The sequence below is a fragment of the Chloroflexota bacterium genome, from assembly GCA_009840625.1.
Lineage (GTDB): Bacteria > Chloroflexota > UBA11872 > UBA11872 > VXNJ01 > VXNJ01.
Window position 1 is genome coordinate 1 of record VXNJ01000001.1, and the last position, 20,895, is coordinate 20,895.

Genomic DNA, 20,895 nt, shown 5'->3' on the forward strand with positions numbered 1-20,895 from the left:
GGTTGGGGCGCCGGCGGGGACGTGGCCGGCGGGGCAGGTTCGCTGCTCGGCCGGGCCGCAATCTCCAGGATCGCGTCGCCGCTGCTGATCTGTTGGCCGGGTGCGACCAGGAGTTTTAGGACCTTGCCCGAAAGATCCGATGGCACCTCGACGGTGGCTTTGTCGGTTTCGATTTCGATCACCGGTTGCTCGACGGCGATCTCATCACCTTCGGCGACCATCACCTTGAGGATGTCGGCTTCCCCGGCGCCGTCGCCGAGGTAGGGCATCTTCAGCCGCTTGGTCGCCGCGGCGGGATCTTCGACAGTCAACTCAACACCGGGTTGGCTTTTTCGGGATCAATCTGGAAATGCGCGATAGCAGCCCGCGCGACCGAATTTTCGACTTCACCGCGCTTGGCCAGTGCCCCGAGAGCGGCCAGCACCATGTAGCGGTGATCGATTTCAAAGAAGTCGCGCAGCTCGGCCCGGGCCTCGGATCGCCCGAATCCGTCGGTCCCTAGGGCGAGGAAGGGACCGGCGGTCCAGCGGCCGAGCGAATCGGCCATGGCCTTCACGTAATCCGACGAACTGACCGAGACCCGCGGAGCATCGCCCAGGCAGCGCCGGACGTACGGGACTCGCGGCGGATCGTTGGGGTGGAGCATGTTCCAGCGCTCGATCGCGTCGGCGTCACTGCGCAGCAGACCCAGGCTGGTCGCCGACCAGACGTCGGCGCCGATGTCGAAGCGGTCGGCAAGCTCGGCCTGGGCCGTCACCGCCTCGTTGAGCATCGGGCCGCTGCCAATCAGGTTCACTTGCAGGGGCGCCTCTGGCAACGGCGACGTCGAGAACTTGTAGAGCCCCTTGACGATGCCTTCCCGCACGCCGGGATCGTCCGGCATGGGCGGCTGGCGGTAATTCTCGTTGCCGACCGTCAGGTAGTAGAAGACCTCCTGGTCGTCCTGGAACATCCGGCGGATGCCGTCCTGGATGATCACCGCAATCTCGTATGCGAAGGCTGGATCGTAACTGTAGAGGTTGGGCACCGCCGAGGCGAGCAGATGGCTGTGACCGTCCTGATGCTGCAGGCCCTCGCCGGCCAGGGTGGTGCGCCCGGCGGTCCCGCCCACCAGAAAACCACGGGTGCGCGAGTCGGCCGCCGCCCAAACCAGGTCTCCGACCCGCTGCATCCCGAACATCGAGTAGTAGGTGTAGAACGGGATCATCGGCTGACCGTAATTCATCAGCGAAGTCCCGGCGGCGATGAATGACGACATCGAGCCGGCTTCGTTGATTCCCTCTTGCAAGATCTGGCCGTCGACGGTTTCGCGGTAGGGCAGCAGGCTGGCCGAATCGACCGGCTCGTAGCGTTGCCCAACCGGTGAGAAGATCCCGCATTGCCGGAACAGGGCTTCCATGCCGAACGTGCGGGCTTCGTCGGGAACAATGGGCACGACGTAGCGGCCGAGCTCGGGGTCGCGCAGCAGCTTGGTCAGGATGCGGACGTAGGCCATCGTCGTCGAGGCAACGCGATCGCCCGAACCGGCCAGGAATTCCTCAATGAATTCATCGGACGGGGCCCGCAGCGAGCTGGCCGTGACCCTGCGCTCCGGGATGGAGCCGCCGAGCTGGCGCCTTCGCTCTTTCATGTAGACGACTTCGCGGCTGTCGGGACCCGGATGGTGGAAATCCAGATCCGATGCGACCTGGTCGGAAATCGGGATCTGGAAGCGGTCGCGGAACGCCAGCAGTTCGTCGGCGTTCAGCTTCTTCTGCTGGTGGGTGATGTTGCGGCCTTCGCCGGCCTCGCCGAGCCCGTAGCCCTTGATGGTCCGGGCCAGGATCACCGTCGGCGCGCCGCGATTGCGCATCGCCTGGTGGTAGGCGGCGTAGACCTTGATCGGATCGTGACCGCCTAGGGTCAACCGCCAGAGCTCGTCGTCGCTCTTGTCGGCGACCAGGGCCGCCAGTTCGGGGTCGGCGTTCCAGAAATGCGAGCGCAGGTAGGCACCGTCGGAGACCGAATACTTCTGGAAGTCCCCGTCGACGACGGTGCGCAGGCGCCGCGCGATCAGTCCTTTCTGGTCGCGCTCGAACAATTCGTCCCAATCCGAACCCCAGAGCACCTTGATCACGTGCCAGCCGGCCCCGCGGAAAATGGCCTCCAGTTCCTGGATGATCTTGGAATTTCCGCGCACCGGCCCGTCCAGGCGCTGCAGATTGCAGTTGACCACCCAGATGAGGTTGTCGAGCATCGCGCGGGTGGCCAGCGAAATGCCGGCCAGGCTCTCGGGTTCATCGATTTCGCCGTCGCCCACGAACGCCCACACCTTGCGCTCGGAGGGCGCCTCCAGCCCGCGGGCCTGCATGTAGCGCATGAAGCGGGCCTGGTAAATCGACATCAACGGACCCAGACCCATCGAGACCGTCGGGTAGTTCCAGAAATCGGGCATCAGCCAGGGGTGCGGGTAGGAGGGCAGCCCGGGCTGGTCCTGCAGTTCGCGCCGGAAATTTGTCAATTGCGTCTGGTTCAGACGTCCTTCAAGAAAGGCCCGCGCGTACATCCCCGGGGAGCCGTGGCCCTGGAAGTAGATGATGTCGCCCCCGGAGGGGTGATCGGGACCCTTGAAGAAGTGATTCTGGGCGACCTCGTACAGGGTCGCCGCCGAAGCGAACGTGGAAATGTGGCCGCCGATGCCGTCGGATTCCATGTTGGCTTTGACCACCATGGCCATCGCGTTCCAGCGGATGATGCTCTTGATCCGGCGTTCGAGAGCCTGGTTGCCGGGGTATTCGGATTGCAGGTGGACCGGAATCGTGTTTACATAAGGAGTATTGAGCGCCTCGGGTGACCACACTCCGGCGCGCTGGGCGTAGATCTGCAGGTCTTCAAGCAGCCGCTTGACCCTGTCGGGGCCGCGTGCGTGCAGCACGTCCTGCAGGGCCTGGGTCCAATCGAGCAGTTCAAGCTCGTCGATTGGGAGCTCGCCGTTGGCAACGGTCGCCGGGTCGGTGTGCATTGACTAAGGGTTCCCTAATCGCCCCACTGGGCGGAGCCGCCCTGGTCACCGGATACTGAATTAATGTTAATTGGGTAAGGGCCGGAGGCGCGCCGGCCGCTGCTGGAGCCTGGCTGATCCGATGGCGCAATTGGACGTTCAGAATCTTGGCCGCATCGCTTATCGCGACGGGTTGGCGTGGCAGTACGAGACCGCCGACCGGGTCCGGTCTGGCGACGGCCCGGACGTTCTCGGCCTGCTCGAACACGAGCCCGTGTACACGATGGGCGCCCGCGGAGGGCGGGCCAACCTGCTGACCCAAGAGTCCGAGCTGGGAGATCAGGGAATCGAAGTTGTCGACGTCGATCGCGGCGGCGACATCACCTACCACGGGCCTGGCCAGCTGGTGGCCTACCCGATCCTGCTGCTGGAGCGAATCGGACTTGGTCCCTCGGACTACGTTCACCGCCTCGAGGACGTGATCGTTGACGTGCTGGCCGCCCGGGGCATCCCCGCGGCCGCCGATCCGGCCCGGCCTGGTGTCTGGGTCGACGGGGCCAAGATCGCGGCCGTCGGGGTCCGCTGCCAGCGCGGCGTTACCCGGCACGGGATCGCCATCAACGTCAATCTCGATCTGCGCCCGTTCGAAGCCATCGTCGCCTGCGGGCTGCCCGGGGCGCCGGTTACCTCGATCAGCCGGCTTCAGGGTGGTTCGGTCGCCCTCGGAGCGGTGGCCGAAGAATTCGCGGGTGCCTTCGCCCGCGGGTTCGGGTTCGAGCTGAACCGCCGCCCCCCGCCGCAGACCCAAGGATCCGGGCAGGGCTGAGCCCGGTTCGGGATCGGCGACATTCAGGCCCCCGTTTGCGTGCAACGCCGGCCGGCGACCGGATAAACTTTGAAATACAAATGAGTTTGTGGTACAAACTCAATATCTGGTAGGCCGGCGGAGGCGAACCCTTGGGGAGAGTCAGAACTCAATCCGGCGCTGACCTGCGGCCTTTCCCGGCACGCTAGCGGAGGTTCAAGTTGCGCTCAAGTCCACTGATATCGGTAGACGCGCTGGGCAAGAGCTTCGGTGCCCGCGTGGCCCTCGACGGAATCAGCCTTGAAGTTGCCGACGGAGGCATAACCGGGTTGCTTGGACCGAATGGGGCCGGCAAGACCACGTTTCTGCGCATCCTCACGACGATCCTCCCCGCCGACTCCGGCGACGTTTCGGTCGGTGGGGTTTCGGTGAGCGCCGACCCTGCCGCGGTCCGCGCCCAGTTGGGCGTGTGTCCGCAGGACCTTGCGATCTACGAAGACCTGACCGGTCAGGAAAATGTGGCGTTTTTCGGCCGTCTTTCGGGCCTCTCGCGCCGCCAGGCCCGGGCAAGCGCCGCCAGGCAGCTTGAGCTGGTGGGGCTCGCCGACCGGGCTTCCGACCGGGCCGGAACCTACTCCGGCGGCATGAAACGGCGCCTGAACATCGCGGTGGCCCTGGTCGCCAACCCCCGGCTGCTCCTGCTCGACGAACCGACCGTAGGCGTCGACCCGCAGTCGCGCAACCGGATTTTCGAAGTGGTCGAATCGCTGCGCGACGAGGGGATGACGATCGTGTACACGACGCACTACATGGAAGAAGCCGACCGGCTCTGCGACCAAGTGGTGGTCATCGACCTCGGGCGGATCGTGGGCCCAGGGCACTCCGCGCGAGCTCAAGTCGGGTATCGGAGACCCGGAGGAAGTGACGCTGGAACAGGTCTTTCTGGGCCTGACCGGTCGCTCGCTGCGCGAATAGAGCCGATGAGATTGTTGGCGCCGCTGGACCTCGGGATAACCGAGATCAAGCGCTACGTTCGCGACCGCCAGGCGCTCTTGCTGTCGCTGGCCCTGCCGGTGGCGCTGCTGGCGGTGATGGTGGGGGCGTTCGGCGGCAGCGGCGATTTCTCGGCGACCGCCAGCATCGTCGATCTGGACAGCAGTCCCGAGTCCGAGGAATTGATTCGGACCATTGAAGATTGGCCCGGATTGACGGTTGAACTGCTCGAGGAGGATCGGGCCCGGCAGCTGCTCGAAGGTTCGCAGCGTCTTCTGGTAACCCACATCCAACCCGGCTACGGACAATCGCTGGCGTCGGGCCTATCGGCGCCGGCGGTCCAATTCCATTCCCGCGGCGGAGGCGGCGACGAAGGCCGCGTGGTGGCCGCTATCGTCCGCTCGCTGGCCGGGCAACAGGCGGCGACGGCCGCCGCGCTGGGCAGCATTCGGGCGGCGGCGGACGGGGTTCCGGGAGCCGATCCGGCGGCGGCCGAGACCGGATTCCTGGAGCAGTTGGCCGCCTGGGAAAGCCAACCGCTGATTGCGGTGGTCACTCCGGAGGGTGACGGCACCGCCGACGCCTTCGATCGCACGTTCAGCGGCATACTGACCATGATCGTGATGTTCACGGTGGCCACTTCGGTCGCCGCGATAGTCCTCGAACGCGAAAACGGGACGCTCGAGCGCCTGCTGATCACGCGGCTCGGGGCGACCGGGATTTTCCTGGGCAAGTACCTGGGGGCGCTGGCCCGCGGATTCGCCCCCGCGGTCCTGCTCACGGGACTGGCTTGGGCGATCAACCGCTCGTTTTCACCGGCCCAGTTCGCCCAGATTCTGCTGATCGGCCTGCTGATGGCCGCCGCCGCCGCCGCGATCGGCATGCTGATCGCCGGCCTCGCCCGCAGCCAGGCCCAGGCAAACTGGGCCGGCGTGACCATCACCCTGGTCATGGCAACGCTCGGCGGATCGTTCTTCCAGGGCGATCTCGAAGGGGCCCTGGATCTTGTCGGATACGCCACCATCAATCGCTACGCCAACGACGCGCTGCGGGGTCTGATCGAAGACGGCACCAGCCTGGCCGACCACGGCCTGGAAATGGCGGTGCTGGCGGGAATTGCGCTGGGGCTGCTGGTTCTGGGGCGGTTACTCTTTGCCACCGCACGACCGGGGGGCTGACCAGCCATGGCGAGCGTCCGGATGATCCTGGCGGTGGCCGGGAAAGACCTGCTGCGGTTGCGCCGGGACCGCTTCGGACTGGCGTTTGCATTGGGTTTCCCGGCGGCATTTGCGGTCGCATTCTTTTTCATGCTCGGACCGGGCCTTTCCGAGTCCGCCGAGGACGCGCCGCCCCCCACAATCACGCTCGCGACCGGGGAGCCCGGGGCGCAGTCCTTTAGCCGGGTGCTGATCGGTGCGCTGCTCGAATCACCGGTCCCGGGATTCGAAATCAGATCGGTCGACGAGGCGGCGGCCGGCGCCGAACTCGAATCCGGCGAGCTCACCGGCTACATCCTTTTCGCGCCGGACTTCGGCGAGGGCGTCTTTTCCGGCGCCGGAACCAGGCTTGAGGTAGTCGCCGATTCGGACCCGCAGCAACAGGCGGCGCTCGAGTCATTCGCCGGCTCGATCGCCCAGCAGATCCAGTTGCAGTCGGCGCTGGCGGCCGCCCTGGCCTCGCTAAACGCGCCGCTGGCGGCCTTTGCCGAGCCCCCCAGCGGTGGCGTGGAGTTCTCCGAAGTCGACGTCGGCCGCATCGAACCGCCCAACCCGGCCGATTTCACGATCCCGGGCTACCTTGTCATGTTCGTGTTCATGGCGGCGGCGTTTGCAGCCGCTGAACTCGCCCGCGAGCGCGCTTCGGGCACGCTTGCGCGGATGGTCGCGGCCGGCGCCGCCCCGGCCCAGGTCCTGTTTGGGAAATTCCTGTCGGCCGCCGCCCTGGGGCTGTTGCAGGTCGCCGTGCTGGGGTTGTTCGGAGTGCTGGTCTTCGGCATGGACCTCGGTCTGTCCCCGCTGGTGACGATCCTGGTGGCGCTGCTGATGGTCCTGGTCTCCTCGGCATTTGCGATCCTGCTGGCGAGTCTTGTGCGGACCGAGCGCGCCGCGACCCCGGCCGCAATCCTGGCGGCGCTGGTCGCCGCGCCGCTCGGCGGATGCTGGTGGCCGCTTTTCATAACCCCGGACTGGATGCAGTCGCTGGCGTTGATAACCCCGCACGGCTGGGCAAACACCGCGTTCAACCGCCTGATGCTTTTCGGCGGTCAGTTCGAATCGGTCGCCGGCGAACTGATTGCCCTGCTCGGTTTCGCGGCCGTGTTTGCCGCGATCGCGGCCTGGCGGTTCCGCACTTCGCCGCTGATCGATTAGGCCCGACCGGGGCGGCGGCCGGGGCCGCGGGTGCGGGTCCGGCCCAAACCGCCCGCGGGCGACATCGATAATCTGACCGATCGCCGCGCCGGCCGCATTTGCGTCAGGCACCGGGGCCGTTGGCGGCGGCGGAATCGTTCAGTCACCGGGAGCGGAAGAGTTGCCGACGGGCGTGAAATCGATCGGATCCCTGCCTCTATTTGATCCCGCCGCGGGAAAGGTAATCAAGCGGCCCGAGGTTGCCGCTGACGGGTACTGGGTGGGCGCCCCCAGCGCCTGGGTGGACGGCCGGAATATCTATCTGAGCACTCGCCATCGCCGCCCGCTGGACGATGGGCGCGGCTGGAAGTCGGCGATTAGCTTGTCCGACGGTGGCGACGATTTCGATGAGATTTGGGCGTGTTTTGCCGGGGACTTTGACACCTCTTCGATCGAGCGCAGCGCGCTGGTCCGGGCCCCGTCCGGAATTTGGCGCTACTACATTTCCTACGTGGATGCGGACCGACGGTGGGTGATCGACCTGCTGGAAGCCGATGACCCGCGCGCTTTCGACCCGGCCACGCGGGTCAGGGTGCTCGATTCGGCTTCCACCCTGACCGAGGGCGTCAAGGACCCGGTGGTGCTCTACATCGGTGGGCTCACCTACATGTTCGTCCCGTACGCGCCGCGCGATTCGGTCGTACCCGGATCAAGCTACGAAGACCTGCACTCGACCGAGAACGTATTCACCACCGGATTGGTGCTCCATCCGACCGGCCTGTGGACGTCGGCCTGCGGGCGCAGGTTTCAGTTTCAACGCGATATAACCGAGCCCGGCAACGGCTGGGACCGAAACGTGGCCCGAATCTCCTCGGTGGTCATGCACGAGCAGGGATTCGTCATCTTCTACGACGGCCGCGTGACCGACGGCGACGTCTACGAGGACAAGACCGGGGTCTGTTCGTCGCTGGACCTGGTCCACGTGGTCAAACACTCGGTCGACGGTCCGGTCCTGGAGGGGCCGTTCGGGACGGGCTGTCTGCGGTACCTTGAGTGCGTGCGGTACGGCGACGAATTGCTTTACTTCTACGAGCTCGGGCGCGATGACGGCGCCCACGAACTGCGCCTGGCGAGGGTAGCCGCTCCCGGTTGAGCGTGGTGCGGGCGCGGTTGGCCCGTCGATCGGAGCCGTCCAGCCTCCGCGCTTCCCGCTCGCGCGGGTCGGCGATCCCGATCCTGCCACCGGCGCGGGGCTACCGGATCCCCGGGCTGAACCGGGCAGATGGACCGGCCCGGGGCAAATTCCGGGGCGTCGCGCGACCCGCGACGCCCCGGAAGAAAACTAGTTTTCGATTGGCGAGTCGGCGCGGTTGCCGTACTCGGTCCACGATCCGTCGTAGACCTTCACGTCCGGGTATCCGAGCAGGTCGGAGAGGACGAACCACGAATGGGTGGCGCGCACCGCGGTCTGGCAGAGCGTGTAAACCGTACCTTCGGCCTCAACGCCTTCGCCCTGGTAGATGCCGCGCAGTTCGGCGGCAGTCAGGAAGCGTCCATCCTCATCGATCGCGCGGACCCAGTCCACGTTCACGGATTCGGGAATGTGGCCGCCGCGCTCGGCGCGGATGTCGCGTCCGGCGTACTCTTCGGCCGAACGGGCGTCGCAGACCAGGACGCTGGGGTCTTCAATCGATGCGATGATGTCGTCCCAGCTGGCGATGATGTCGTTGTTCGGCGTGCCGCTGAACTCGTAGTCGGAAGTCGAAACCGACGGGGTTGCGGTGCTGACCTCGCGACCCTCGGACTCCCAAAGCGGGAAATCGCCGTCGAGTATCCGCACGTCCTCGTGACCGTACACGTCGAGCACCCAGAGACCGCGCGATGCCCAGAGCGAGGCACGCTGGTCGTAGATGACGATGGTCGTGTCGGGCTTGGCACCGACGCTGGAGAGCACTCCGGCAACGTGTGATGCCGGCGGAATCAGTCCGGCGACGCCGTTGATCTCCTGCTGGAAGGCCTCGTTGGGGGTCACCCGGATCGCGCCGGGAATATGACCCTCGGCGTACTGCTCTTCCTTGCGCACGTCCAGGAGAAGAACCCGGTCGTTGTCAAGGTTGTCCTCGATCCACTGGGTCGTGACTAGCCGTTCGGTGTTGGCGTAGCCACGGTCTTCCAGGCCGGTCGCCAGTTCAGGAGCTTCATCCTCGAAAGGATTGCAGGCCACCGCCAGGGCAGCCACCGACAGCATGACAAGGGCCAGCAAGCCGGTTTTGCGGCCAAGTCGCCCAAGGCCGCCAGAAATTCCAGACCAGATGTTCATAAAACCTCTCTATGTGTCTGTGGTTGTTGGGGGGACTGAGCCACCCCGTGAAGTTGAGTTGGGCAGGGTTATTTGTCGGCCGCCGCTTCGGCATTGAAGATGTGGATCTCCCACTCGCCGGCCCGGCGCTCGGAAATCTCGCAACCGTAACCGCGCTTGAATGCTTCCGGCGGAATGGTGGCCAGGGCCGGCGGATGGTCCGTCCAGACCAGCAGCTCGGGCGCCCCCGGACGCACGTTGTCGAGTTCGCGGGTGGTGCGCAGCATCGGGTACGGACAGATCTCGCCGCGTACATCGAGCACCGGCGTCTTGCTTTCTTGGGTCATCGGACGGACTCCTCTTCCTTGCTTGGAATTGCCGCCGCCGGGCGCTTGCCCGGCGAGATGGTTATTGTTCGCGCGCCGTCGGCGGGAGGTTCAACCCGGCCGACGAGGCCTTTCCCGGCCGCCGCCGCCAACACCGAGGTGGCGACGATTTCGAGGTCGGTGTTGATTTGCAGGGCCGAACCTGCGGCGGCCTTTCCGACCGCGGCCTGGGCCAGCCGGATCTGTTCGGGGGCCGGCCGACCCCGCAGATCGAGGGTCTGCACGCTCACGGGAACCGCCTGATGAAGGCCGTCCCGGCATAGGCGCCGACGGCCAGCGCCAGCGCGTATACCCAGCCGTTGAGGGCCAGCGAAGGGATTGCCGAAAAGAAAGCCCCGATCGTGCATCCCAGACCCAGTCCGGCGCCATAGCCCATCACGACCCCACCGGCGAGCGATTGCAGGTAGCGCCGGGGGCTGCGCGGGATGCGCAGGCGGAATTCCCGCGCCAGCAGCGCGGCCGTGAACGCGCCGGCGATGATGCCGGCGTTGAGCATGAACGCGTCGGTGAACCAGGTCCCCTCGACGAAGCGCGGCACGCAGCCAGGGAGGTCGTTGATCCCGTTGAGCTCGCCGACCCCGGCCCCGACGCTGTCGGCGAGGTCGGAGACCCAGCGCGAGAGCTCGCCGACCACGCCCAGCGGGCGGTAGCGGATGAACAGGAGGATGTTGACTGCTGCGAGCGCGATTCCGCCGATCAGCGGAGTCCACTCGGCGCGGAATACTTTGCGGGCAACGGCCGCCAGCGTGGTGTCGGGTACGCTGCGTTCGGGTGCGGCGGAGCTGATCGGGATGGCGACCGACATTGCCGTGAACCCGCGGCGCTCCCACCAGGACACGGCGGCGAACGCGAGCGCCAGCAGCGCCAGTGTTAGCACGATCGCCCAGGTGTAGGTGAAGCTGGTAGGAATCCAGGCGATGATGTCGCCGCTGATCTGGTTGTCCCACCACCAGTTCCAGGTTCGGTTTAGAGCGTAAAGACCGATCAACACGCCCCCGATCGCCACCCAGGATCCGATGTACCCCTCGCCCATCCGGTAGAGCGATCCGCTCACGCAACCGCCAGCGATGACCATGCCGTAGCCAAACAGCAACCCTCCCAGCACGGTGGCGATTCCGAGCGGGAGGATATGGGCGTCGGAGGGCAGCACTCCCGACCCCGGGTTGGGGACGATGGTCGCCATGACCATCGCAAACCCGGCGGTGGCGACAGCCAGGCCGGCTATGATGCCGCGCAGCATTCGTCCCTGACGCATCAGGAAGAGGTCGCGAAAACCGGCGACGAAGCAAAAGCGGCTTCGTTGGCAGATTGCCCCGAAGGCGACCCCGACGACCCAGAACACCGGCCATGCAGCGTCGGCACCCAGCGCGAGGAGGTAGACGACTGCGAGACCGACAAGCGATAACAGACCGCCGGCCGTCGAGCGATCCATCCCTCGGGCGGCGGCCGCAAGCGAACTCATTGCGAATCTTGGCATATTCAGGTGATTTAGTCAAGAATGACAATTGGAGCGCGCCGGAATTAACCGCCTCCTCGCTTCGGAGCGCGGCTTCGCAGGCGCAGACCCGTTGCGCGGCGGTCGACGTCGACTTGTGAATGACGGTCGCAACAACCCGGTTGACGGCAAGGCTCCCGCCATCCTGCCTCTCGCGCGGGTTATGCGGTCCTGCTAGCGGCGCTTCGCCGGACCAATTCCATCTGGTGCCCGGCAATTCGGATGGGAGTTCGGATCAACCAGCCCGGTGAAAGCCGGCCCGGACCCGACCGGGCCTGGAATCGGGTGACTGCCCGCCCGCGTCGCCGCCGGTCAGGCCTGCCGGCCGCGCCGTCGCTATACGACTTGCAACAACGCCCCGCCCGCCGCGGCGAGCAAGACCACCAGCCAGGGAGGGGTCCTCCAGAACGAAAGCAAAGCAAATGCCGCCGCCGCAAGGGCAAAATCCGTCGCCGATGCAATCGATCCGGAGAATACCGGATCGTAGAGCGCTGCCAGAAGGATCCCGACCACGGCGGCATTTACGCCCAGGAGCGCGCGGCGCACGGACTGGATCGTGCGGACCCGGTCCCAGAGCGGCAAGAGGCCCAGGACCAGCAGGAAGGACGGCAGGAACACTGCCGCCAGCGCAATCAGACCGCCAAGCCACGCCGATTCGGTGATCCCCATGATCGTTCCCAGATACGCCGAGAAAGTAAAGAGCGGCCCCGGGATCGCCTGCGCGGCGCCGTACCCGGCGACGAAATCGTCGGCCGATACCCAACCCGGACCGACCACCTCGGCCTGCAGCAGCGGCAGGACCACGTGCCCTCCGCCGAACACCAGCGAACCGGAACGGTAAAAGCTTTCGAACGCCTGCAGAACCGGGTCGGCAAGGATCCGGCTGGCCACCGGCAGCAACACCAGCAGTCCCGCAAAAAGAACCAGCGCCAGCGCAGCCATGCCGACGCCGCGGCGCCGGACGGGAGGGGCCGCCGCTTCCGCGGTCCCGGGGCGCAGGAAAATCAACCCCAGGGCGGCGCCGGCGGCAATGACCGACAGCTGTGCCGCCACTCCTCCCAGCACCAGCAGCGCGATCGCCGCCAACACCGCAATGGATATGCGTGGTCGGTCGGGGGCGAGTTGATTGGCCATCCCCCAGAGGGCGTTGGCCACGACCGCAACCACCACGATCTGCAGGCCGCGCAGCCAACCGGCGTCCTCGCCGCCGAATTCGGTTACGCCATAAGCGAAAAGGATCATCGCCGCGGCCGAAGGCAGGGTGAACCCCAGCCATGCCAGCAGCGCGCCCAGATACCCGGCGCGACCGTAGCCAATCGCGATCCCCAGTTGCGAACTGGCCGGGCCGGGCAGGAACTGGCAAAGCGCCACCAGTTCGGCAAACCGCGCGTCGCTGAGCCATCGGCGTCGGACCACGTACTCTTCGCGGAAGTAGCCGATGTGGGCGATCGGGCCGCCGAAAGAGGTCAGTCCCAGGCGCGTCGCGACGAGCAGAACCTCCCAGACTTGCTTCATTGCCTGCCTCGCTCGTCAATCGGCGCCAGTTTTATTGCCGGTCGCGCGTGGGCGCGAATTTCGGCCGCCGTGCGGCGGTGATCGTGCCGGGCTTCAATTAGGTTAGGTTCGCCGGCGATCACGACGGTGCGCGACCCCGGTTAGGTCAGATTCGGCAACCAACGAGCCGTGCGCAAAAATGGGGAACGGCCGGACCAGGGAATGCCACAGTCCGAGATCCCCGCCACCGCGCCGGGAGCCCACCATGGCCAATCCAAAAGTCACCATTTACGGAATCCGATGGTGCCCCGACTGCCGTCGGACCAGGAAGTTCCTGGGCGAACACGGCGTCAGGTACCGATGGATCGACTTGGTCGAGCGACCGGCCGCGGCCGGTGAATTCGAAAAGCTGGGAGACGGGCGACCGGTCCTGCCGACGGTCCTGATAGAGGGCGGAGCGACACTTTTCCGCCCCAGCAACTCGGAACTTGCGGGCGCGCTGGAAATCGAGATCGGCAGCGAACGCCGGTACTGGCCGCTGATCATCGTCGGCGGCGGGCCGGCCGGATTGACCGCGGCGATCTTTGCGACCCAGGACGGGATCGACACCCTGGTCATCGAGCGTGAGTTTGTCGGAGGCAACGCGAACGTTTCCGGCCAGGTTGAGAACATGCCCGGCTTCCCGGACCCAATCAGCGGTTTCGAGTTAAGCGACCGCCTGCGGGAACAGGCCCGGCGGGCAGAAGTCGAGATGATCCAGGCGGCCGAGGTGGTCGAAGTCGACAGCCTGGGCCGCTACCACACCGTGGTTACTGCTGACGGAACCGAATACAGCTGCTTTGCCCTGATCATCGCCACCGGCAGCACCTACCGGCGCATGCGGGTCCCCGGGGAGTCGGAGTTCATCAACGGCGGGGTGCATTACTGCGCCGCCAGCGATGCGTTCGCCTACACCGGTGAAAAGGTGGCGGTGGTGGGCGGCGGAAACTCGGCCGCCGAGGCCGCGCTGGCGCTTTCCGAGCACGCGGCCAAGGTGAATCTGTTGGTGCGCGGTGACAGCCTTACCGCCAATTCCATCCTGGTCCAGCGCCTGCTCGAGGTGCCCAACGTGGAAGTGCAATACCACCTGGACGTGCGCGAATTCCGCGGCGGTGATCAGTTCGAATCGGTGCTCGTGCGGGACGAGATCAGCGGTTCGGTGCGCCAGATCGAGGCCCGCGGTGCGTTCGTTTTCATCGGAATGGTGCCCAATTCCGGCTTCCTCAGAGGCAGCGCCGTCGCGCTGGACGACTGGGGATTCGTCTGCACCGGCCCGGACGCGCCGCCGCCGGATGCGGAGGCGGCCGAATTGATGGCGCTGCTGGAGGAATCACCGGCCGCGCCACCGGGCCTGTTCGAGACTTCGGTACCGGGGGTTTTCGCCGCCGGCGATATCCGCAAAAACAGTTCCAAGTACGTTGCCACCGCCGCCGGCGAGGGGGCCGCCGTTGCCATGTCGGCCGGCCAGTACCTGCGCGGGATGAGCTGAACGCCAGGACCGCTTCGCACCCGTAAGGCTCCTTGCCCGAGCCACGATCGACTGCGAAAAAGGCGCCACGCGGTTCGCGGGGCAAAATCAGGGCGCGATTGCAAGCTAACGAACCCTTGTTGAGACGGCAGGTTGAGAAGATGACCGCAGATTCGTCGCAGAAAGTCCTCTGCGTCCTTTACGAGGACCCGGTTGCCGGCTACCCGCCCGCCTACGCCCGCGACCAGATCCCGCAACTTTCCAATTACCCGGACGGGCAGTCGCTGCCCACGCCGGCCGGTCTAGACTTCACGCCCGGCGAGCTGCTGGGGTCCGTCTCCGGAGGCCTGGGACTGGGCCGGTTCCTGGCCGATGCCGGCCATCGACTGGTGGTCACTTCGGACAAGGACGGGCCGGATTCGGTGTTCGAACGCGAACTGGTCGACGCCGACGTGGTGATTTCGCAACCGTTCTGGCCCGGATACCTGACGGCCGAACGGATTGCCAAAGCCGAACGTCTCAAGCTCGCGATTACCGCCGGCATCGGCTCGGACCACGTCGACCTGCAGACCGCCATCGACCGCGGCATCACCGTGTGCGAGGTGACCTGGTGCAACAGCGTCAGCGTGTCCGAGCACGCCGTGATGCAGGTGCTGGCGCTGGTGCGCGACTACATACCCCAGTACGGCTGGGTAGTCCGGGGCGGCTGGAACATCGCCGACGCGATCTCGCGCTCTTATGACGTCGAGGGAATGGATGTCGGGGTCGTCGCGGCCGGGCGCATCGGTCTGGGCTTTCTGCGCCGCATGAAGCCATTCGACGTCAAGCTCCACTACAACGATCGCCACCGGCTCTCCCGGGAAGTCGAGGAAGAGCTTGACCTGACCTTCCACGAATCAGTGGAATCCTTGGTCAGCGTGTGCGACGTGGTCAGCATTCACTGTCCGCTGCATCCCGAGACCGAGCACATGTTCGACGACGCGTTGATTGGCAAGATGAAGCGGGGGTCGTACATCGTCAACACGGCGCGGGGGAAGATCTGCGACCGCGACGCGATCGTTCGGGCGCTGGCCAGTGGTCAGCTGGCGGGCTATGCCGGCGACGTCTGGTTCCCGCAGCCGCCGCCCAACGACCACCCCTGGCGCGCGATGCCGAACCACGCGATGACGCCGCATACCTCCGGCACATCCCTTTCGGCCCAGGCCCGCTACGCCGCCGGCGTGCGCGAGATCCTGGAGTGCTGGTTTTCGGGCCAGCCGATCCGCGACGAGTACCTGATCGTTCAGGGCGGCGCCCTGGCGGGCACAGGAGCCCACTCCTACAGCGAGGGAAACACCACCGGCGGTTCGGAGGAGGCGGCCGACTTTCAGGCCGGCTAGGGGCCGCAGCGCGGAGATTGGCCGGCGGCCGGAGTTTCGGGTTAGCTAGGGCCGACTAGCTTCCTTAGCCGCGGCGACCGCGGCAAGCGGGTCGCGCCGCCCGCAGAGCAGGTCAAGCAGGATGTCGAATCCGGCCAGCTGCATCCGGATGCGCGCCTCTAGATCGATCACCCCCGGCGTTTCCAGGGTCACCCCCAGCCGCGCCAGGTTCACCATCACGTAGAACGGCAGCGGCCAGTTTTCCCGCTCGCGCACCCAATCCTCGATTTCCTCGGTCAATGCGGCGTCATCCTCGTCGTCGCTCCGGTGCACCACGCCGCCCACGACCGGCATTTCATCAACTTCCGGCTTCGAGAAGATCGGGCCGTGCTGACCGACCTCGGCCACCAGCGCGTCAGACCAGGGATTGGGGAGCTGCGAAAAACAGTAGAAACCGTCTTCGACCGGGTCCTCGTGGGCGTCAATCCACATTTCCAGCGGCTCGCGGCCAATCATCTCGGTCCCAACCCGCGATTCGGGACTGTCGCCCAACTTAAAGGTTCGATTGACGTCCTGCCCGTCGATGTTTTCGCGGGTCCCAAGATCAAAACCGGTCGGATTTATGCACGGCATCACCTTGAACCGGACCTGGGGCCAGGCGCGCCAGCGCTCCTCCTCGAGGAACTGCAGCACCGCGTGCACCGGGGCCGGCTCATCGCCGTGCGTTCCCGAGTACATGGCTACGGTCAATCGCGGATCCGGCGCCGAAGTGAGCTCCAGGCGAACCAGATCGAGCCCGCGCTCGAGCAGGTTGTGTCGAATCAACCGCACGCCGGGCGCACCTTGCAGGGCAAGGTAGCGCTGGAAAAGCTCTTGGTAGTTTCGTGCTCTGGACATGGGCCGGTTCGCCTTCAGCGGGGCGCGTTGATTATCGAAATCCGACGCCGGCAAGGGTTGACATTCAGCTTCCGCGGAAGACTCAAATCGCCCATTTCTCGACCGCTTCGGGGACCAGCTCGAGCCCTAGCCCGGGCTTGTCGGGGAATGGAGCCCAGATGCCGTCCTTTTGCTGGGGGTACTCCTGGTACCAGATCCGGTCGGTCTCCAGGTTGGTGTTCATGTATTCGACGACTTTGAGGTTCGGCGCCGCACAGGTTACGTGCAGGTGGACGATCTGGACCGAGTGCGGGGCCACCGGAAGGTTGGCGCCATGAGCCAGGTGGGATATCTTCAACCACTCAGTGATTCCGCCGCAGCGTCCCACGTCCGGCTGGCAGATGTCGGCCCCGCCACCGGCAATCAGCTCGGCAAATCCGAATTTGGTGTACTCGTGCTCGCCGGTGGCAACCGGTATGTTTACCGCGTCGCGGACCCGGGCCAAGCCGCGAATATCGTCAGGGATCAGCGGCTCTTCATACCAGCCGACATTGAATTCTTCAAATTCGCGCGCCATGTAAATGGCCTGCTTGGCGTTGTAGCCGTTGTTGGCATCGATGTAGATCTCGACTTCGTCGCCGACCGCGTCGCGGACCGCCTTCAGGCGGGCTATGTCCTCGCGTTCGGAGCGACCGAAGTCCTTGCCGACCTTCATCTTCACCCGCGGAATCCCTTGCTCGACATAATCGACCATCTCGGCGACCAACTCCTGCTCGTCGAAGTTGGTCCAGCCGCCGCTCCCGTAGATGGGCACCGATTCCTGGTAGGGCCCCAGCAGCTTGTAAACCGGCAGCCCGAGCGCCTTGGCCTTCAGGTCCCAGAGCCCGATGTCGACCGCCGAAATGGCGGCGATCGCGATGCCCTTGCGACCGTAACCGCGGATGTGCCAGAACATGTCGTCCCAGATTTGCTCGATGTTGAACGGATCTTTGCCGACCAGCAGCTTCCGGAACTGGGCGTCGATGATCTGCCTGACCCCGGGGTACGCGAGGCCGACGCCCAGTCCCTCCACCCCTTCGTCGGTGTGGATGTGCACGAAAACGTTGCCGCGTCCGCCCGCCCACGACGGCGGATCGGGAATGGTCGCATCCTGAATCGGCCGGGCGTGCGGATAGAAGAGATGAGTGGTGGTGATGTCGGTGATCTGCATCCGGGCGGCGCCTTGTCAGTGCGGTTGGTAGACAAGATTTTTACGTTAGCGAGTTGCCGGCGCCCCGCAGTCGAAACACCGTTGACTACTACTTAGCCCGCCAGCGAACCGGTCACATACGAATCGCGCGCGAGGGGCAGTATCCGCGGAACCGCGGTGCCGCGCCCGGCGGCGGGCGCCGCTAGCGCTTGGTCGCCAGGTCGAGCAGGGCCGAATACGCGGCCAGCTGCATCCGGATCCTGGTCTCGAGTTCAATCACGCCCGGAGTCTCCAGCGTGACCGACTTGTCGGAAATCTGGGCATCGATGTGCCCCGAAAGCCCCCATGATCCACTCTCGCGCATCCGCCGCCGCCGCTCGCTCTGCCGGTCGGCGTCGAACTGCACGATCCCTTCCCTGACGGTCATTTCATCCACTTCCGGGCGCGGGTAAATTGGCCCCTCGGCGCCTACGGCCGCCACCAGCGGCGGGCCCCAATCTTCGGGCAGGCGCGAAAAGCAGTAGAACCCGTCTTCGACCGGGTCCTCGTGGGCGTCTATCCAGAGATCGACCCTTTCCAGGCCGATCAGCACCATCGCCGCCAGCGACTCGGGGCTGTTGCCCCACTTGAAAGTCCGATTGACGTCCTGTCCCTTGTCGTTCTCCCTGGTCCGCAGGTCGAACCCGGTCGGATTCAGGCAAGGCAGAATCCGCATCTTCACGTTCGGCCAGGCCCGCCAGCGCTCTTCCTCAAGGAACTGGAGCGTAGCCTGGACCGGCGCCGGTTCGTCGCCGTGCGCGCCGGCGCTCAGACCAACCGACATCTCCGCTCCTTCGGCCGGGCCGACGCTGATCCCCAGAATCTGGTGCGAACGGTCAGGCACCCGGAACCGGTCGATGCGGACTCCGGGAAGGGTGCCCAACTGCTCGTAGCGGGGCATCAACTGGGCGTAAGACTGCGGGCGCAAGCAACGGTCCGTTGGGCGTGCGGATTCCGCGGCGATTATCCGCGCCTCCGCGTTTGGATCTGGCAATCAATAGCGCCCAGCCCGTCCGGGCCCGGGCAGGACCGCAGTCGGTCAGGGAATGATCATCACCTTGCAGTGCCGTTCGGGGTCCTCCAGGGCCTCGAATGCCGTCGCGACCTGATCCAATCCGATCCGCCCGCTGATCAGCGGGATGGGGTCGATCTCGCCGCGAGAGATTTCCTCGAGCGTCGCCTCAAATTCGGCCTCCGAATAGGCGAGGACGAACTTGAGTTCGAGCTCCTTTTCGATTCCGGCCATCGGGGCGATCCGGTCCTGCTGCAGGCAGGCCCCCACCACGACGATTCGGGCCCCCCGCAGCGGCGCCTCGCGCATCAGCAGGGCTAGCGAGCCCGGAACCCCGATCGCGTCGAACATCACTACGTCCTGGCCCGGCTCGAAGCCGTCCGCGTCAACGAGCGATTCCATCGGTGGAGATTTGCGCGGATCGACCGTGATGTCGGCCCCCATGACTGAGGCCAGAGCCCGTCGCGATGCGGCCAATTCGCTGGCGATGATCAATCCCGCGCCGGCGGCGCGCAGGTTTGCAATGACGGCCAAGCCGATCGGTCCGCAGCCGTAGACGATCGCCGGTTCGCCGCCTTTGAATCCCGCCGCCGCGACCGCATGGCGGCCCACCGCCAGTGGTTCGGTCATGGCGGCCAGTTCCGACGGGACGTGGTCGGGAACCCTTAGGGCCTGGTGCTCATTTACGAGCATGAATTCGGCGTAAGCGCCGGTGTAGTCGTTGCTGAAGGCCCCGTGCGGAGGCACCGAAGTAACCCGTTCGCCGGGCAGCAGAACCCCGTCGCCGCCGGGGCCGCTGGCAACGACCTGCCCGCAGAACTCGTGGCCCATAACCACGTCGCGCGAAAGGTCGAGAGCGAATCGGCCGCCGATTTCGGCCGAAGTGCGAACAAATTCCTCTCCGTGCGCGAGGAAGTGAATATCGGATGTGCAGATTCCGCAGGCCAGGATCCTGACCAGCGCTTCGCCTTCTCCCGGCTCCGGCCGGGGGATATCCACCAGCTCTAGCCGGCCGGCACGAGCGGCAACCGCGCGCATCAGCGGCATGCCGGCGACCGCCCTTTCGAATTGGCCAAAGCAGGCAGCCGCCCCGATGAGGGATCAGCGGTTCGCCATAACATCGATTGCGGCAATCCAGATTGCACCGCTACTCCTTCCGGCGGAATAGATCGGCCGGACGCGGAGGGTTTTCGGGCCAGATCATGGGTCGGTGGCGATGGGCTTTCCAAATATCACCATCATCGGGTGCGGCACCCCGACCCCGACCCCGGACCGGTTCGGTACTGCCTACGCGGTCGAAATCGACGGCGAGAAGCTGCTTTTTGACTGCGGTCCGGCCACCACGTTCAAGCTGGCCAAAGCCGGAATCTCGCCGGCCGAATTCGACCACGTTTTTTTCACCCATCACCACTTTGACCACGACGCCGACTTTCCGACATTCGTGCTTTCCCGCTGGGACCAGCTCGTACCGACCGATCGAACGTTGCACGTCTACGGGCCGCCACCGACGGTCAGGTTCGCAAACGGAATCGTAGACGCCGAAAACGGGCTATTCGCCCACGATTGGCTGGCGCGGGTGAACCACCCTTTAAGCCAGGTGACCTACCGCGACCGGGGCGGGCGGCTGCCGCGCTCCAAACCCAGGATCGCCGCCCAGGATGTGGGTCCGGATTTTGTCCTGCGGGGGTCCTCCTGGGAAATTACCGCGGCCCGGGCCGAGCATGTCCAGCCCTATCTTGAATCACTCGCCTATCGCCTCGAAACCGCGGACGGATCGATCGTGATTGCGGGCGACTCGCGCCCCTGCGATTCGATCACCGACCTTGCCCGCGGGGCCGACATCCTTTTGATGATGTGCTGGGAGACCGGCGAGGTGGTCGACGGAAGCGATCTCGCCCAGGGGACCTGTTCGATCAGGGGTGCCGCCGAGACCGCCGCCGCGGCCGGCGTGCGCCAGCTCGTCATGGTCCACATCGGCGAGCGGCTGACCCGGCCGGAGATGCGGGATGCCCGCGAACTGGAGGCCCGCCGGGCCTGGGAAGGTCGGATCATCTGGGGCGAGGAGCTGATGCGGGTCCCCTGGCCGTGAGTCGGGCGTCAGGTACCGCCGGAGC

At 65.7% G+C, this 20,895-nt stretch carries 18 protein-coding genes; 7 read left to right on the top strand and 11 right to left on the bottom strand.

What is annotated here, in order from left to right; translation table 11 throughout:
* Both F4X41_00005 and aceE read right to left on the bottom strand, forming a co-directional pair.
* On the bottom strand, nt 1–311 hold a 311-nt coding region (locus F4X41_00005), incomplete at its 3' end, for a biotin/lipoyl-binding protein (GenBank protein MYB15407.1).
* Complete coding sequence (gene aceE / locus F4X41_00010) at nt 308–3,001, bottom strand: pyruvate dehydrogenase (acetyl-transferring), homodimeric type (GenBank protein ID MYB15408.1); 2,694 nt, start codon at nt 2,999–3,001, stop codon at nt 308–310. The genes F4X41_00005 and aceE, both read right to left, overlap by 4 nt.
* Before the next feature lie 70 nt (nt 3,002–3,071).
* On the opposite strand from aceE, the gene lipB reads away from it, so the two are divergent.
* The 4 genes from lipB (at nt 3,072) to F4X41_00030 (ending at nt 8,279) form a co-directional block, all read left to right on the top strand.
* Nucleotides 3,072–3,806, top strand: a complete 735-nt coding sequence (gene lipB / locus F4X41_00015; protein MYB15409.1) for a lipoyl(octanoyl) transferase LipB — start codon at nt 3,072–3,074, stop codon at nt 3,804–3,806.
* 200 nt (nt 3,807–4,006) lie between these two features.
* The gene (locus tag F4X41_00020) at nt 4,007–5,956 is read left to right on the top strand and encodes an ABC transporter ATP-binding protein/permease (GenBank protein MYB15410.1); all 1,950 of its coding nucleotides are present in this window, start codon (nt 4,007–4,009) and stop codon (nt 5,954–5,956) included.
* 6 nt (nt 5,957–5,962) lie between these two features.
* Nucleotides 5,963–7,147 carry an ABC transporter permease gene (locus tag F4X41_00025; protein ID MYB15411.1) on the top strand — a complete coding sequence of 395 codons (1,185 nt, stop codon included), beginning with the start codon at nt 5,963–5,965 and terminating at the stop codon, nt 7,145–7,147.
* 172 nt (nt 7,148–7,319) lie between these two features.
* Nucleotides 7,320–8,279: a hypothetical protein gene (locus F4X41_00030; GenBank protein MYB15412.1), complete on the top strand. Its 960-nt coding sequence runs from the start codon at nt 7,320–7,322 to the stop codon at nt 8,277–8,279.
* A gap of 189 nt (nt 8,280–8,468) precedes the next feature.
* On the opposite strand, the gene F4X41_00035 is transcribed toward F4X41_00030, so the two are convergent.
* From F4X41_00035 to chrA, 5 genes are all read right to left on the bottom strand, one after another.
* Nucleotides 8,469–9,446 (bottom strand): sulfurtransferase, encoded by a 978-nt coding sequence (locus tag F4X41_00035; GenBank protein MYB15413.1) that lies wholly within the window; start codon nt 9,444–9,446, stop codon nt 8,469–8,471.
* Nucleotides 9,447–9,514: 68 nt separating this feature from the next.
* Entirely contained in the window at nt 9,515–9,772 is a 258-nt protein-coding gene (locus F4X41_00040) for a sulfurtransferase TusA family protein (protein MYB15414.1), read from the bottom strand.
* On the bottom strand, nt 9,769–10,035 hold the full coding sequence (locus F4X41_00045; GenBank protein MYB15415.1) for a hypothetical protein: 267 nt from the start codon (nt 10,033–10,035) through the stop codon (nt 9,769–9,771). The genes F4X41_00040 and F4X41_00045 overlap by 4 nt, the downstream gene beginning before the upstream one ends.
* Before the next feature lie 2 nt (nt 10,036–10,037).
* Nucleotides 10,038–11,288: a YeeE/YedE family protein gene (locus F4X41_00050; protein MYB15416.1), complete on the bottom strand. Its 1,251-nt coding sequence runs from the start codon at nt 11,286–11,288 to the stop codon at nt 10,038–10,040.
* Nucleotides 11,289–11,642: 354 nt separating this feature from the next.
* Entirely contained in the window at nt 11,643–12,821 is a 1,179-nt protein-coding gene (chrA, locus tag F4X41_00055) for a chromate efflux transporter (protein ID MYB15417.1), read from the bottom strand.
* Nucleotides 12,822–12,999: 178 nt separating this feature from the next.
* Here chrA and F4X41_00060 point away from each other — a divergent pair, with 178 nt between their 5' ends.
* Together F4X41_00060 and F4X41_00065 are read left to right on the top strand one after the other, a co-directional pair.
* The gene (locus tag F4X41_00060; protein MYB15418.1) at nt 13,000–14,328 is read left to right on the top strand and encodes an NAD(P)-binding protein; all 1,329 of its coding nucleotides are present in this window, start codon (nt 13,000–13,002) and stop codon (nt 14,326–14,328) included.
* 140 nt (nt 14,329–14,468) lie between these two features.
* Nucleotides 14,469–15,686, top strand: coding sequence for an NAD-dependent formate dehydrogenase (locus F4X41_00065; GenBank protein ID MYB15419.1), 1,218 nt, complete (start codon nt 14,469–14,471; stop codon nt 15,684–15,686).
* Between the two features lie 45 nt (nt 15,687–15,731).
* On the opposite strand, the gene F4X41_00070 is transcribed toward F4X41_00065, so the two are convergent.
* The 4 genes from F4X41_00070 to F4X41_00085 all read right to left on the bottom strand — a co-directional run bounded on the left by F4X41_00070 (nt 15,732) and on the right by F4X41_00085 (nt 19,828).
* Nucleotides 15,732–16,562, bottom strand: coding sequence for a M14 family metallocarboxypeptidase (locus F4X41_00070; protein MYB15420.1), 831 nt, complete (start codon nt 16,560–16,562; stop codon nt 15,732–15,734).
* Between the two features lie 82 nt (nt 16,563–16,644).
* A complete protein-coding gene (locus tag F4X41_00075; protein MYB15421.1) occupies nt 16,645–17,751 on the bottom strand; it encodes a mandelate racemase/muconate lactonizing enzyme family protein in 1,107 nt (368 codons plus the stop codon).
* Between the two features lie 181 nt (nt 17,752–17,932).
* The gene (locus F4X41_00080; GenBank protein MYB15422.1) at nt 17,933–18,697 is read right to left on the bottom strand and encodes a M14 family metallocarboxypeptidase; all 765 of its coding nucleotides are present in this window, start codon (nt 18,695–18,697) and stop codon (nt 17,933–17,935) included.
* A gap of 111 nt (nt 18,698–18,808) precedes the next feature.
* Entirely contained in the window at nt 18,809–19,828 is a 1,020-nt protein-coding gene (locus tag F4X41_00085) for an alcohol dehydrogenase catalytic domain-containing protein (protein MYB15423.1), read from the bottom strand.
* Between the two features lie 169 nt (nt 19,829–19,997).
* On the opposite strand from F4X41_00085, the gene F4X41_00090 reads away from it, so the two are divergent.
* Complete coding sequence (locus tag F4X41_00090) at nt 19,998–20,870, top strand: MBL fold metallo-hydrolase (GenBank protein MYB15424.1); 873 nt, start codon at nt 19,998–20,000, stop codon at nt 20,868–20,870.
* Nucleotides 20,871–20,895: the final 25 nt, after the last annotated feature.

Excerpts from the sequence above, each read along its gene's own strand:
- chrA (MYB15417.1), bottom strand. The coding sequence starts at position 12,821 with ATGAAGCAAGTCTGGGAGGTTCTGCTCGTCGCGACGCGCCTGGGACTG.
- F4X41_00035 (MYB15413.1), bottom strand. The coding sequence starts at position 9,446 with ATGAACATCTGGTCTGGAATTTCTGGCGGCCTTGGGCGACTTGGCCGC.
- F4X41_00085 (MYB15423.1), bottom strand. The coding sequence starts at position 19,828 with ATGCCGCTGATGCGCGCGGTTGCCGCTCGTGCCGGCCGGCTAGAGCTG.
- F4X41_00090 (MYB15424.1), top strand. The coding sequence starts at position 19,998 with ATGGGCTTTCCAAATATCACCATCATCGGGTGCGGCACCCCGACCCCG.
- aceE (MYB15408.1), bottom strand. The coding sequence starts at position 3,001 with ATGCACACCGACCCGGCGACCGTTGCCAACGGCGAGCTCCCAATCGAC.
- F4X41_00025 (MYB15411.1), top strand. The coding sequence starts at position 5,963 with ATGGCGAGCGTCCGGATGATCCTGGCGGTGGCCGGGAAAGACCTGCTG.
- F4X41_00070 (MYB15420.1), bottom strand. The coding sequence starts at position 16,562 with ATGTCCAGAGCACGAAACTACCAAGAGCTTTTCCAGCGCTACCTTGCC.
- F4X41_00050 (MYB15416.1), bottom strand. The coding sequence starts at position 11,288 with ATGCCAAGATTCGCAATGAGTTCGCTTGCGGCCGCCGCCCGAGGGATG.
- F4X41_00065 (MYB15419.1), top strand. The coding sequence starts at position 14,469 with ATGACCGCAGATTCGTCGCAGAAAGTCCTCTGCGTCCTTTACGAGGAC.
- F4X41_00040 (MYB15414.1), bottom strand. The coding sequence starts at position 9,772 with ATGACCCAAGAAAGCAAGACGCCGGTGCTCGATGTACGCGGCGAGATC.
- F4X41_00075 (MYB15421.1), bottom strand. The coding sequence starts at position 17,751 with ATGCAGATCACCGACATCACCACCACTCATCTCTTCTATCCGCACGCC.
- F4X41_00060 (MYB15418.1), top strand. The coding sequence starts at position 13,000 with ATGGGGAACGGCCGGACCAGGGAATGCCACAGTCCGAGATCCCCGCCA.